Below are 13340 nucleotides of genomic sequence, written 5' to 3'. Positions count from 1 at the left end.
TTCAACTACTCTCCTGTTGATCTGGCCGGACTACTTCCGGAGACCGAGATTCGTAATTAGATTGCGATACCTGTCGATATCATGTTTAATGAGATAGTTCAGCAACCGGCGGCGTTTCCCAACCATCTGCATCAGACTGCGTCTGCTGGAGTGGTCCTGCGAGTTCGCCTGCAGGTGCTGCGTTAATTTTCCGATTCGTTTTGTCAGCAGAGCAACCTGTGCCTCGGAAGAACCAGTGTCGTTATCACTAATTCCGTATTCGGACAGGACTTCCTGCTTTTCTTCTTTAGTCAAAGCCATGTTATCTTTTCCTCCTGAAATTGTACCCATGGATTTTCATTGGTAATGATTGCCTGAGACCTTTGTTTGTCTTGTTCTATTTGATCAATCAGATCCTGAACCGATTCAAATTCCTGTTCCTGGCGAAGGCGATGGAAAAAGTGAATCGTCAGGGTCCGTCCATATAAAGAATCTGTCGGAGCATCCAACAGATGTACTTCCAAGGTATGCTGCTTTTCATCAAAAGTAGGCCGATATCCAATATTACACATCCCATAGGATGAAATATCGTTCCCGGTGACATAGACTAGATAAACGCCATCTTCCGGGAGTAGTTTATGTTCATTGGAGATTGCGATATTTGCCGTCGGAAACCCGATTTCCTGGCCGCGCTGTTCTCCGTGCTCTACGTTCCCCGTCACCTGATACGGTCTGGTCAAATGATGCGCAGCCTCCAGCGTTTTTCCGTCCCGCAGCAACGAACGAATACGTGAACTGCTGACGGTGACATCGTTGGAAAGCCGCACCTCTTCAACTACATGGGTCGTATATCCGTATTCCGATTCGTGTGCCCGGAGAAAACTAGCATCGCCCTCACGGTCTTTACCGAAGGAGTGGTCATAGCCGACAACCATTTCCGATGGCGAGAACGGTTGAATAATATAGTCCTCCAGGAATTCTAACGCGCGCACTTGGGAAAATTCAAGGGTAAACGGTAAAATTACTGTATGATCAATTGTGAATTCGTTATTCAGTATCTCTTTTTTCTCTTCCGTTGTGGTCAACAGCTCCACCGGGATTTCTTTATCCCGCAGCAGCACCTCTTTCGGATGCGGTTGGAATGTAATTAAAATAGAGGGGACGTGCAACGCTTTCGACCGCTCTTGTACCTGAAATATCAACTGCTTATGTCCATAATGCATTCCGTCGAAACTACCGATCGTTACCACACAATTTCCCAGAGATGGTAGTGTCGTTATGCTACTATGGAATTCCATCGTTCCCCGAGTTCATTCAATGGAAGAGCCGCCTCGACCGTATAGTCGCCAACGGCGGTGCACTCTAATTTTGTTACAGCCACGCCAGTACCCGTCAGCGCCCCCATATCTCTGGCCAGCGCCCGGATGTATGTGCCCTTTGAACATGCGATATCAAGGGTGACATCCCGACCGTCTACGGGACCAATTGTAATATCATGAATTGTCACTCTGGTCGGATCCCGCTTTACCGATTTGCCTTCTCTGGCATATTTATATAACGGTTTTCCATCAAATTTTTTCGCGGAATACATCGGCGGTACCTGCACAATTTCCCCAGTGAAGTCCCGAGCCAGGGACTGTACCTCTTTCGGAGAAACCCTGACCTCATTATCCTGCTCCACCGTTCCGTCGATATCGTGGGTGTCCGTCATCAGGCCAAAACGCAGGGTTGCCCGGTATTGCTTTCGGAGACGCATAAATTCTTTCATCCGTTTGGTTGCGCCGCGGCCCACCAACACCAGTAATACTCCTGTTGCAAATGGATCAAGGGTGCCGGCATGCCCCACTTTTTTTTCATCGGTAATTTTTCGGACGTGCCGAACTACTGAAAATGACGTAATACCTTTTGGCTTATTAATATTCAGGACTATTCCCGGGCTCATCCGTCCGATTCGGTCTCTTCTTCGGTCTCGTCTTGGTGTATCTGGTCAATCAGTTCTTCAATGCGTGCAACGCGCTCAGCGGTTTCGTCCAATTCAAAATGCAGCTCCGGAACGAACCGTAAATCTAATTCACGTCCGATAATGTAACGAATCTCTTTCTTTTTCCGGATGACGGAGTGGAAAATCTGGTTTTTTTCCTTATCCGAGGTAGCCAGGATGCTGAAATAAACCTTGGCATTCTTGAGATCCGGAGACATATCCACGCCGGTCACAGTCACTCTGGCAATCTGTGGTAACTGGACTTCGGTAATCAGTTTTTCCCCAATCACCCGTAATACGGCTTCTTCGACTCGTCGTACACGATGACTACTCATAGTATCTCCGTATGTCGTCGAATGATGCGCACTGCCGGAAAGGTTTCGATCTGCTTTTCCAGTGCGCTGAATAGCTTATGAATCATTTGGGTTTCTGCGCTTGCCGTAGTTATTGCGATATCAGCACGTCCCCAGACGTCCTGCAATCCGACTTCGGAAAAGGAGACATTGAACTTCTTTTGCACCTGAGTACGCAGATGGGAAATGACGGAACGCTTCTGCTTGAGACTGTTGGTATCGTTGAGATACAGTTCGACCTGCAATAATCCGATAACCATAATACACTATCAGGACGCCTCCGCGGACTGTTCAAGAGTACGTTTCACCGTCACAATTTCGTAGGCTTCAATTTCGTCATCGATTTCCACATCGTCGTACCCTTCAAGTGACACACCACATTCGTACCCTTCGGCAACTTCCTTTACGTCGTCCTTAAATCGCTTGAGAGTCGCGACTTCCCCGTCGAAGATCACTTCATTATTTCTGTGGACACGCGCCCTGGCATCTCTGGTAATCTTGCCTTCGCTCACGTAACACCCGGCAACCATTCCGGCGCGCGGTACCTTGAACAGGTCGCGGACTTCCAGCCGGCCAATGGTCTTTTCTCGCTCTTCCGGTTCCAGCATGCCTTCCAACGCCAGCCGGATATCGTTGACCGCGTCATAAATGACCTTGTAATTCCGGATTTCGATGTTCTCCTCTTTGGCCAGTGAGACTGCCTGCGGCGCCGTACTCACATGGAAACCGATAATCACGGCGTCGGAAGCCACGGCCAGAAGCACATCGGATTCACTGATCATACCAACGCCTCTGTGCACCACATTCACCGCAACTTCACCGGTTCCAAGATTTTGCAGCGAATCGCTGATCGCCTCAATTGAGCCGTCAGCGTCCCCCTTGATCACCACGGAGAGTTCTTTGACTTTTCCTTCTTTAATCTGTTGTGAAATTTCATCCAGCGTCGTCAGCTTATTGAGACGCAGCTCCTGTTCACGGCGCTGTTTCTGCCGTTCGGCGCTGATTTTCTTGGCTTCACGCTCCTCTTCAAGAACTACAAAGGTATCGCCCGCCTGGGGTACGTCGTCAAATCCGAGTACCCGTACCGGCTGAGACGGTCCCGCCTCCTCTACTTCGTTGCCACGTTCATCATGCATGGCCCGGACGCGCCCGGCATGAACACCACACACAAAATTATCACCGACTTTCAAAGTCCCTTTATCTACGAGTACCGTTGCGACAGCGCCGAGGCCTTTATCAAGGTTCGATTCAACGACCACGCCTCTGGCGTGCCTATCCGGATTAGCTTTCAGTTCCAGCAAGTCGGACTCCAGCACCAATGACTCGAGCAGTTCATCAACACCCTCACCAGTCTTAGCCGATAACTCAACAGCCTGGTATTTACCGCCCCAGTCCTCAACAAGAATTCCTTGTTCGGACAACTCACGTTTTACACGATCCACGTCGGCTTCCGGGCGGTCAATCTTGTTTATAGCGACGACAATGGGCACGCCTGCAGCCTTGGAATGGTTAATCGCCTCCACTGTCTGCGGCATTACGGCATCATCGGCTGCCACAATTAATATTACAATATCCGTAATTTGGGCGCCACGGGCACGCATGGCGGTAAACGCCTCGTGACCAGGTGTATCCAGAAAGGTAATCTGCTTACCGGAATCGAGTTCCACATTATAGGCACCGATATGCTGGGTAATACCACCAGATTCACCGGCGACTACGTTTGCGGAGCGGATATAATCCAGTAATGTCGTTTTCCCGTGATCAACGTGGCCCATTATGGTAATGACCGGCGGACGCGGCTCGGCGTGTTCGAGATCTTCTTCCGTCTCATCCTCGAGCAAAAGTTCTTCGCCGTATTCTTTCTCCTGCTCAACATCGAATCCGAATTCGTCAGCGACCATGATAATTGTATCCATGTCAAGCCGCTGATTAATGGTTACCATCATGCCGAGTTCCATGCATTTGGCTACTACATCAGATGGATCCACATCCATCTGACTGGCGAGGTCATCAACGGAAACATATTCAGCAACCTTGATGACATTTTCGTCTTCGACCTCCGTCTCTTCTTCGTCCTTTTTCTTCCGGTGTTTCTTGCCACCTGATTTTTCATCCAGAGAAGCGAGAGTCTTTTTAACTTTTTCTTCAACCTGCTGTTCTTTCTTGGATTTCTTCTTGGATTTTTTCTCTTCTTTTTTCTTTTTCTTCTTTTTCCGTCCGGAAATCCGTCCTTCCAGATCGGCTATTTCGACAGTGCGGGTCTTCTTTTTCTTCTCTTCGTCCTTTTGTTCCTCGTCCTCTCCGTCCTTTGCCTTTTCCTTTTCCCGCTTTTTCTTCTCTTCTGCCTCTTTCTTTTTCCGGCGCTCTTCCTCTTCTTTTTCCAATTGCTGACGAGCTTCTTCCTCTATCCGGCGCTTGCGCTCCGCCTCTTCATCCTTTTTCCGGGACTTTTTGATACGACGGCGGTTTTCCTCCTCAATCTCTTTTCGCTTCCGCTCTTCTTCCTCAATTTTTTGGCGAGCTTCTTCCAGGCGACGCTCTTCCTCTTCCTGCTTCTTCTGCTCCGCTTCTTCCTTTTCCTGTTGTCGCCGCTCTTCCTCAATTTGTTGCCGTTCTTTTTCCTTCCGATACCGGTCGACAATAACCTTCTCTTTTGCAAACTCATTGAGGATCTTTTCATAGACGCCCTCGTCAACACGACTCATATGGCTGTTAACGTTCACGTCCTGCGTCTCAAGGAACTGCAGGATTTCCTCGTGCGAGATGTTCAGTTCTTTGGCAATTTGGTAAATGCGTCGTTTTTTCGCCATTTAGTATTTATTCCTCTTGAGCTTCGAGTTTAGCAGTCTCTTCTTCGACCGTCTCGGGCTCTTCTGTTTCTACTGATTCTGATTCGTCCGTCGCCGCTTCGTCTGCTTCGTCTTCTTCTGCTTCGAGTAATTCACCAGTCTCCAGATCAACTTTCTGGCTCAGTTCTTCGGCGAAGCTTTCCAGGCTCTTCTTGCCCAATCCCTTCACCTCAAGTAGTTCTTCGTCATCGGTATTGATAAACTCCGATACAGTTTCGATGCCTGCCTCCATCAGTGATTTGACGCGTCCCTGATGCAGACCGTCAATCTCATCCAGATACAGCACCTGTTCGCCCAGCGATTCGTATTCGCTGTACTTCACCGCATCAATTTCATACCCCGTCACCTGTGAAGCCAGCCGGATGTTCTGTCCGTTCCGACCAATCGCGATGGCAATCTCATCATCGTCAAAAATTGCCTGGACGTGCCGGTTCTCCTCATCGATTTCGAGTAAGAGCGGCTTCGCCGGAGACAACGCTCGGGTCAGGAGAATCTCGATCTCGGAGCTATCATCTATCACGTCGATCTTTTCGTTGTTCAGTTCCCGGACAATCGCCTGAATCCGGCTACCGTTCATACCAACACATGCACCAACAGCATCCACACGTCTGTCGTGCGATTCAACGATCACCTTGGCGCGGTCGCCGGGTTCCCGGGCAATTTTATTAATTTCGACGATATCGTCATAAATCTCGGGGACTTCAAGTTCGAACAGCCGTCTCAGGAATGACGAATCAGCCCTGGAGATAATAATATCCGGCCCTTTTGGTGTGATAACCACATCCTTAATAATAGCCTTTACGGTCATCCCACGGCGATAGTTTTCCGAACGGATCTGTTCTGAGCGCGGCATCTTGAGTTCAGTTTTTTCGATGTTCACAAATACCGCATCCCGGCGTACCTGGTGAATATCCCCCATGATAATTTCACCAATACGATCCTTGTAATCGTTGTAGACGTGCATCTTTTCAATATCGCGGATCTGCTGGAATAAATTCTGCTTGGCGTTGGCAATCAACCGCCGTCCAAAGGAGGAAGGATCGAGAATATCAACAAAGAGCTCCCCGACTTCCAGATCCGGCTCCACCTTTTGCGCCTCTTCCAGAGAAATCTCTTTTCCGGGATCTTCAACTTCGTCAACCACGGTTTTCTCGTGGTAGATTTCCAGTTCTCCCTTATCCATATTGACGATCACATCAAATTCTGCGTCTTCGCCATATTTCTTAATCATCAAATTCTTGAAAATATCCTGGATAATGTCACCCAGCTGATTCCTATCGACGTTTTTCTCTTTGGCAATCTGAGTAAAAGCGTCAATAATGTCCTTATTAATCAAGGATGCCTCTCCTTCCTGGCTTGTTTACCATTTTAATACCAGTTTTGCATTGGTCATCTGGTCAAACGGTATTGCCAGTTGTCCCAAATCTTCGTGTTGTATTGTTACTGATTTTTCATCCACATCTGAAATTATCCCTTCGACCGGACTCGCTGGCTCCAGCATCGTATGATCAATGCGTACGTTGTGATCCAGCCTGCGCCGGAAATCCCGTTCAGTTTTTAAGGGTCTGTCCAGGCCCGGGGAGGTCAGTTCCAGCGTGTATTTTTCTTCCAGCAAATCCGTATTGTCCAACTCTTCTTCTACCTGTTTGCTAATCTCGGTCAGTTCATCCAGCGTAATACCTTTCTCAGTATCCGCGATAATTTCGATTTTCCGTGTCCCCCGCGCCCCCTTCAATTGGACGTCGAGCACGTACCCGCCGATTTCACTCAGGTATTTTTCACTAATTTCAAAAACCGTATCTTCTATCTGTTCCGCAGTCTGAAACATCATTTCTGCTCCTCTATAATGCAAAAAAAGTGGGTTTGTCAACCCACTTTCGTCCCAGAAGATACAGGCCCTACCCTGCTATTGCAAGCAGAAATAGAGCCCCGGTAATTAGTTAGTCTTCTGCGTTACTTCAATTGTTTCCAGCAGTGCTTCGGCTTCCGACTGCACCCCGCTATTCAGGTCATCTGTCGTTAACAAATTGGTAATTAATGTTTTCGCGGTCTCAGTGTTCCCGGCTTCAAAGGTATAGTGGGCTGCTTCCAGGCTATAACGGTGTATCAAGAATTTATAAGGCGCCCGGCGCATCGCTTCCCGGAACTCCTCTGCCGCTTCTTCCATGTCGCCGTTTTCTGCGGCAATCGACCCCAAACTGGCATGCGCAGATGCGCTCAAAGTCGGATCGGCATCATATTCATTCAAATAGCGGCTAAAATATTCTTCCGCCTGTTCATACTCACCCATCCGGTAATACGAACTTCCGATATAAAACGTGGCGACGCCTGCGCTGTTCGTACCGCTATAAGTCTCAACCATTGGCGTCAATTGATCTATTACTTCCTCGTAATTTCCCTGGTCAAATGACGCCTGCGCTGCCCCGAGTACCCCGGCGGCCTCCTGTTCTGCTTGTTGGCGGCTGTTATACATCAAAATGCCAACAAGTACAACTACGGCGATGCCCGCACCAATATAAGACAGAACTCTTGCATGTTTCCGGACGAATTGCTCGGCCTTATACAGGAACTCCAGGAATTCGTCCTGTTTTAGTTCCTTTTTGGTAATGCGACGCTTTGGTTTTAGCATAATTCGTATCCGTTTCCTTGGTCAATCAACAAAATCATTTCCAAAATCCTGAAAAGTTAATTGGAGCGAGGTATGATTGCAATATATAATCACCCATCACTACACGTCATTTACCATTTTAAAGATATTTCCGCTGGATAATCGTTTATAATTGAAATACGCATCAGATTGTGATGAATTAATTCCCTCATTCAGCCCCATTATTACAAGCAGTATTTCTTATGTGGATACTTTATGGTTTTCCCTGAACCCCGCTTCGGTGAATTCAATGAAATTCCGCGCCATCTCGTTACGGAAGCCCTGGATGAAAAGTATGATATAGCAGGAATTATTCTTAAATTTTTGTCTTCATATTTATAATGAATATACTAACATTTGATGCCCAGTGTAAACTGATGAAAATGGCAAGATTTAAAGGCAATCGATGAATTATATAGCAGATAAATTCAACCTGGACAAAAAAGTCGCAATCATTACCGGCGGCAGCGGAGTGTTAGGCACGGCAATGGCCGGGGGACTCCTGAATGCAGGTGCGCGTGTCGTAATTCTCGGGAGGGACGAAGAGAAACTGCAAAGGAAGGTTGTATCTCTCTCAGAAATCGGTGGCCGGGTTATCGGCCGGAAATGTGACGTACTGAAGAAAGACGAGATTCGACAGGTAAATTATGAGGTGCTGGATAAGTTCGGACAAATAGATATTCTTATTAACGCGGCAGGCGGCAATATGTCCGGCGCCACTATCGATGACGAGCATACGGTGTTCGATATGGACATCAGGGATTTTAACGAGGTTACGGATTTAAACTTAAACGGGACGGTCCTTCCTACACTCATTTTCGGGAAATCCATGGCAGATCGAAAAAGTGGATCTATTATCAACTTATCCTCCATGGCGTCCTTCCGTGCAATCACCCGGGTGGTTGGTTACTCGGCTGCCAAGGCCGGGGTAGATAACTTTACCCGCTGGATGGCCGTGGAAATGGCTCGAAAATTTGGTGAAGGAATCAGGGTAAACGCAATTGCGCCGGGGTTTTTGCTTACCGAGCAAAACCGCAATCTTTTAACCGATACCGATGGCTCGTTATCTGAGCGAGGCCAATCCATAATCGATGTGACTCCGTTCGGGCGATTCGGTGATCCCGAGGAGTTAATTGGCGCGATCCTGTGGCTCGCAGGCGACGCCTCCGGCTTCGTTACGGGAGCAGTAATTCCCATCGACGGCGGATTCAGTATCTTTAACGGAGTGTAACTATACGGATAATTCGGATAACTTGAGGAAAATGTATTTGTGTCAATAAACAACGACTCCCACACCCTGGAATATACCTGGCGATGGTTCGGTCCCGACGATCCGGTAACGTTAGAACAAATTAAACCGACCGGAGCCACAGGGATCGTCACTTCTTTGGGAAACATTCCACGGGGAGAAGTATGGCCGATTGATTCCATCATGGCGAGAAAACAGATCGTTGAGAAAGCCGGATTCTCCTGGTCGGTAGCGGAGAGTATACCGATACATGAGGATATAAAAAAACGGATTGGGGATTATCAGGATTATATTGATAACTTCAAGCAGACTATCCGGAATCTGGGCCAATGTGGGATCGATACGGTATGTTACAACTTCATGCCGGTTTCGGACTGGGCACGAACCGATTTGAACTTCGAATTACCGGACGGATCCGTGACGACCAGATTTGAGATTATTGCCTTCGCAGCATTCGACCTGTATATACTCCAGCGTTTAAATGCTGAAAAAAGTTACTCCAACAAGCTAATTGAACGCGCAGAAAATTATTATAATAACCTCACTGCACGAGAGATAGAACAGCTCACCCAAACCATGCTCCTGCCCTTCCCCGCAACCGGTGAATCACTGACACTGAAACAGTTCAGGGATGCCCTTGAAGAATACAGGGATATTGATGAGCAAACGTTTCGAAATAATTTATACTCCTTTCTTCAGGAAATTATACCTGCGGCAGAGGAAGCCGGAGTACGGATGGGAATTCATCCCGATGATCCGCCGCGTCCGCTGTTCGGACTACCCCGGGTTGTCAGTACTAAAAAAGATATTCAGCGAGTATTGGATGCGATTGATTCTCCGTCGAATGGGCTTACTCTTGGTGTCGGATCTCTGGCATCGTCAAGCAGGAACGATATAATCGACATCACAAAGTCATTCGCGCATAAGGTGCATTTCACTCATTTGCGGAACGTAAAAAAGGACACGGATGATGATTTTACGGAAGTCGGCCATATCGGTGGTGATGCAGATATGTACACCATTATAAAGATTTTGATACAGGAACAAGATCGACGGCTCAAGGTCGGCAGAGAAGACATCCGGATGCCAGTGCGACCAGATCACGGCCCACTGATGCTAGACGATATTCCAAAGAAGAATATTTACCCGGGATATTCCCTGTATGGCAGGTTACGCGGTCTTGCCGAGCTTCGCGGCCTGGAACTCGGCATCAGGCGATCGATGGATATGTAAAACCATACGTAAATAGTTTTCCAATTATTATTTGAGCAATACCATCTTTTTATGCTCTGTATTATCAGGCGTCTGCAATTTATATAAATACATCCCACCAGGTAATTCCGCCCCGGTGAAGCGAACAGTATGAGTGCCAGCGCTCATATGCCTTCCGCTAAGGAGCGTCTCCACTTTCCTGCCAGAGATGTCGTATACCTCCATTGTTACAACCTCATTAATGGAAAGAGTAAACTTGATCTGTGTCTCCGGATTGAAAGGGTTGGGAAAATTCTGTTCCAGTTGAAATTCGGAAATTGGCGGCCCTGGAGATGTCACAGATGTCTTAGTCTTGGCAGTATCAATGTAAGTCTCCAGCCAATCTAATGCCGGACGCGATCTTCCGCTCCAGTCAATTAGATATGCGTCCTCACGCCAGATGCGGCTTTCGATATATCCCCAAAACGTGATTCCTTCGACAGCATCGGACTGCCAAAAAATGGGGAATTGCTCCTGCATTTTCTCAAGTTGCCGGTCATTATCTGCTATATTTACGTCATACTCTGAGATATATATCGGAAGTCCTGTTTTGGCCAGGGAGTTGAGATTTCCGCTAATCGTGCTAGCCCGGGTCTCCTCGAGAAAATGTGCCTGCAGTCCGATCCCATCGATCAGGTTCCGTTCCTGGAGGAGGCTGATCAGACTTTTATATGACAGTGTACTTTGATTGCTTCGTAAAATGTTGTAGTCGTTTATCAGAAGTTTGGCGTCAGGATAATATTCTCTGGCTTTTTCAAATCCCCAGATGGCCCAGTCCCAGCCGGTCTCCCCGTCACCGCCAATCGCCTCTTTGTATGAAGGTGGTGCATGCAGCGGTTCATTCACCACATCAATCAAATCCGTCTCCGGATACCGTTCTGCGGTCATCTGAATCCATGTCTCCACAATTTCAGCCTGCGCGGCGGAATCGAGATCGTCTATCCACTCCGGTTGCTGTTGCCCCCACATTAATGCGTGGTTCTTAAATGGGAGCCCGTTCTCTTTCGCATAATTATACGCCATATCCAGATTGCCCCAGTTCCATTGACTGGTATCCTGACTCCCGGCGACACTACCCCATTTTCCGGCATTTTCTGGAGTGACCTGATTCCAATAATTATCAAAGTTATCGGGTACATCGTAGCTCAGAATATTACCAACGAACTTGGCGCTGTCCGGTGCAAGTTGTGCAGACACACTTGTACCCATTGCGAAAAAAATTATTATCGTGATGACGTGATATCCGGTAAATCGTAACATGCTGTTCAGAGCCATCCCTTTCCATCTTACTATTCAGATTTTTTAACGTTTTTCTTTGAGAATACTGGGTGCGTTCCTTCGTATTTAAACCAGTCGTATACTGCTGAGTTTTCGCTCGGCTGCCCCAGAGACGTGGTATAAAGAGCAAAAAAAGCGCCGACGAATCCGCCAGCGACTTTCGTGCTTAAAAATGATGCATCAAGTTCACCCCTGAGTAATATCCATTGCGCCGCTTCCGTAGCAAAATGAAATGAATATGTATTACCCTCTGCCGTGATTTTTAACCAGAGATCCCCGGTATCGTCGTCAAGGAAACGGGAATTCAGCAATTTCATTTCGCCGGTAGCGGTGTCTTCGGCAACCGACCGGAATAACTGAACAACCTGCCTACCATTTTCTGATGATTTGCACAGATAATAAAAGTGATCACCATTCTGGAAGATCAACAACCCGGCTTTTTCACCATCATACCGGGGTGAAAAACTCAACCGGGTACTGGCGGAACAGTACAGATTCTGTTGCCGGCGTCCCAGAAAAGATGGGTTTCCCTTCCCTGCGCAGGTTTCCGGCCTGACCTGAATTCTCAGAGTACCGTCCTCTGAATTAAGTGCGTACCATTCTTCGTGCACGGTTCTCAGGAACATCCAGTTAAGATCCAACTTCTCCGTTTCAAAATCATCCGTATATGAGATATCACCTCCGTACGGTGATTGAGGTGTCTCTTCTGCAGCGGAAACCGGATACGGATACTGGTATTGGACTTCTTCATGGTCCGGATTAATGATCGGCCAGCCTTCGATCCATTCGACAGGAGTGAGAAAGGTTTCTCTGCCAGTGTTGTAATAGTCTTTTTCGTACGGCTCATATGGACGACATCCCAAAAATGTTGCCCACCAGTCTCCATCAACAGTACGTACCATATCGGCATGACCGGTTGAGGTTATCGGATGTTCGCGGTCCGGTGGCAAATCTCTCTGGGTGAGTATCGGATTGTCCTCAAATGGGGTATACGGTCCAAAAACGTTTTTACTCCGAAATACGACCTCCGAATGTTCGTACCCGGTCCCACCTTCGGCTGCAATGAGATAGTAGTACCCGTCATTTCCGGTTGGGTCCTTCCCTGTTTCGGTCAAATGAAACAAGTGGGGCCCCTCGATCCAGATGGGCTCATTTGAGATATCAGTGCCGCCGTTTACCAGGATATATTCCTCATCTCTGGTTCCCAAATTATCGGTATTGAACTCCCGGATTCGGATAGTACGATGGCCCTGATATTTCGGAGAGTTATTCGGTGGAATGCTGTTATAAACTAAATACGCCTTTCCATCTGTGTCAAAGAATAGCGATGGATCGATTCCATTGACTTCGGGTAGCCAAACCGGTTTAGACCAAGGGCCGGCTGGATCTTGTGCTGTTATGACAAAATTCCCTCCGCCGTCAACCACTGTACTCGTGATGTAAAAAGTTCCCCGGTAGTGATTAATGGCAGGGGCAAAGATTCCTCTGGAAACCCCGAGGCTGTCCAGGTTTAGTTGTCCCGCCCGATCCATGGCATATCCCAGTAGTTCCCAGTGTACCAGGTCGCGGCTGTGAAATACCGGGATGCCCGGGTAATACGAAAACGTCGAATTCACCAGATAATAATTGCTGTCCACTCTGCAGACACTGGGATCGGGATAAAATCCTGACAGGATTGGATTGGTAAACATTTTTTGTCCGGCACCAAAGACGGTATTTTCCATGCTCCAACAGATTGACACAACCATTAACA

13 protein-coding genes are annotated in these 13340 nt (G+C 47.8%); 2 read left to right on the top strand and 11 right to left on the bottom strand.

The window, feature by feature from the left end:
* Positions 1-30: 30 nt before the first annotated feature.
* The 9 genes from rpsO to K9N57_02105 all read right to left on the bottom strand — a co-directional run bounded on the left by rpsO (position 31) and on the right by K9N57_02105 (position 7791).
* On the bottom strand, positions 31-300 hold the full coding sequence (gene rpsO, locus K9N57_02145; protein MCF7802969.1) for a 30S ribosomal protein S15: 270 nt from the start codon (positions 298-300) through the stop codon (positions 31-33).
* Positions 291-1229 (bottom strand): bifunctional riboflavin kinase/FAD synthetase, encoded by a 939-nt coding sequence (locus K9N57_02140; protein ID MCF7802968.1) that lies wholly within the window; start codon positions 1227-1229, stop codon positions 291-293. Before K9N57_02140 ends, rpsO begins: the two co-directional genes overlap by 10 nt.
* Before the next feature lie 26 nt (positions 1230-1255).
* Positions 1256-1921, bottom strand: a complete 666-nt coding sequence (gene truB, locus K9N57_02135) for a tRNA pseudouridine(55) synthase TruB (protein ID MCF7802967.1) — start codon at positions 1919-1921, stop codon at positions 1256-1258.
* The gene (rbfA, locus tag K9N57_02130; protein ID MCF7802966.1) at positions 1918-2295 is read right to left on the bottom strand and encodes a 30S ribosome-binding factor RbfA; all 378 of its coding nucleotides are present in this window, start codon (positions 2293-2295) and stop codon (positions 1918-1920) included. Before rbfA ends, truB begins: the two co-directional genes overlap by 4 nt.
* Positions 2292-2573, bottom strand: a complete 282-nt coding sequence (locus K9N57_02125) for a DUF503 domain-containing protein (protein ID MCF7802965.1) — start codon at positions 2571-2573, stop codon at positions 2292-2294. Before K9N57_02125 ends, rbfA begins: the two co-directional genes overlap by 4 nt.
* A gap of 9 nt (positions 2574-2582) precedes the next feature.
* Positions 2583-5123 carry a translation initiation factor IF-2 gene (gene infB / locus K9N57_02120; protein ID MCF7802964.1) on the bottom strand — a complete coding sequence of 847 codons (2541 nt, stop codon included), beginning with the start codon at positions 5121-5123 and terminating at the stop codon, positions 2583-2585.
* 7 nt (positions 5124-5130) lie between these two features.
* Positions 5131-6498: a transcription termination factor NusA gene (nusA, locus tag K9N57_02115; protein ID MCF7802963.1), complete on the bottom strand. Its 1368-nt coding sequence runs from the start codon at positions 6496-6498 to the stop codon at positions 5131-5133.
* A gap of 24 nt (positions 6499-6522) precedes the next feature.
* Entirely contained in the window at positions 6523-6993 is a 471-nt protein-coding gene (locus tag K9N57_02110; protein ID MCF7802962.1) for a hypothetical protein, read from the bottom strand.
* Positions 6994-7098: 105 nt separating this feature from the next.
* Entirely contained in the window at positions 7099-7791 is a 693-nt protein-coding gene (locus tag K9N57_02105) for a tetratricopeptide repeat protein (protein ID MCF7802961.1), read from the bottom strand.
* A 424-nt stretch (positions 7792-8215) separates the two neighbouring features.
* On the opposite strand from K9N57_02105, the gene K9N57_02100 reads away from it, so the two are divergent.
* The gene (locus K9N57_02100) at positions 8216-9040 is read left to right on the top strand and encodes an SDR family oxidoreductase (GenBank protein MCF7802960.1); all 825 of its coding nucleotides are present in this window, start codon (positions 8216-8218) and stop codon (positions 9038-9040) included.
* 66 nt (positions 9041-9106) lie between these two features.
* Positions 9107-10291 carry a mannonate dehydratase gene (gene uxuA, locus K9N57_02095; GenBank protein ID MCF7802959.1) on the top strand — a complete coding sequence of 395 codons (1185 nt, stop codon included), beginning with the start codon at positions 9107-9109 and terminating at the stop codon, positions 10289-10291.
* 27 nt (positions 10292-10318) lie between these two features.
* Here the strand turns inward: uxuA and K9N57_02090 are convergent, their stop codons facing one another.
* Complete coding sequence (locus K9N57_02090) at positions 10319-11569, bottom strand: endo-1,4-beta-xylanase (protein ID MCF7802958.1); 1251 nt, start codon at positions 11567-11569, stop codon at positions 10319-10321.
* Positions 11570-11598: 29 nt separating this feature from the next.
* Positions 11599-13311 carry a glycoside hydrolase family 43 protein gene (locus K9N57_02085; protein MCF7802957.1) on the bottom strand — a complete coding sequence of 571 codons (1713 nt, stop codon included), beginning with the start codon at positions 13309-13311 and terminating at the stop codon, positions 11599-11601.
* Positions 13312-13340: the final 29 nt, after the last annotated feature.

It is taken from the genome of Candidatus Neomarinimicrobiota bacterium, assembly GCA_021734025.1.
In the GTDB taxonomy this organism is placed as follows: domain Bacteria; phylum Fidelibacterota; class JAANXI01; order JAANXI01; family JAANXI01; genus JAANXI01.
This window is presented reverse-complemented; position numbering and strand designations above follow the sequence as displayed.

Excerpts from the sequence above, each read along its gene's own strand:
- rpsO (MCF7802969.1), bottom strand. The coding sequence starts at position 300 with ATGGCTTTGACTAAAGAAGAAAAGCAGGAAGTCCTGTCCGAATACGGA.
- truB (MCF7802967.1), bottom strand. The coding sequence starts at position 1,921 with ATGAGCCCGGGAATAGTCCTGAATATTAATAAGCCAAAAGGTATTACG.
- rbfA (MCF7802966.1), bottom strand. The coding sequence starts at position 2,295 with ATGAGTAGTCATCGTGTACGACGAGTCGAAGAAGCCGTATTACGGGTG.
- K9N57_02125 (MCF7802965.1), bottom strand. The coding sequence starts at position 2,573 with ATGGTTATCGGATTATTGCAGGTCGAACTGTATCTCAACGATACCAAC.
- infB (MCF7802964.1), bottom strand. The coding sequence starts at position 5,123 with ATGGCGAAAAAACGACGCATTTACCAAATTGCCAAAGAACTGAACATC.
- K9N57_02110 (MCF7802962.1), bottom strand. The coding sequence starts at position 6,993 with ATGATGTTTCAGACTGCGGAACAGATAGAAGATACGGTTTTTGAAATT.
- K9N57_02105 (MCF7802961.1), bottom strand. The coding sequence starts at position 7,791 with ATGCTAAAACCAAAGCGTCGCATTACCAAAAAGGAACTAAAACAGGAC.
- K9N57_02100 (MCF7802960.1), top strand. The coding sequence starts at position 8,216 with ATGAATTATATAGCAGATAAATTCAACCTGGACAAAAAAGTCGCAATC.
- K9N57_02090 (MCF7802958.1), bottom strand. The coding sequence starts at position 11,569 with ATGTTACGATTTACCGGATATCACGTCATCACGATAATAATTTTTTTC.
- K9N57_02085 (MCF7802957.1), bottom strand. The coding sequence starts at position 13,311 with ATGGAAAATACCGTCTTTGGTGCCGGACAAAAAATGTTTACCAATCCA.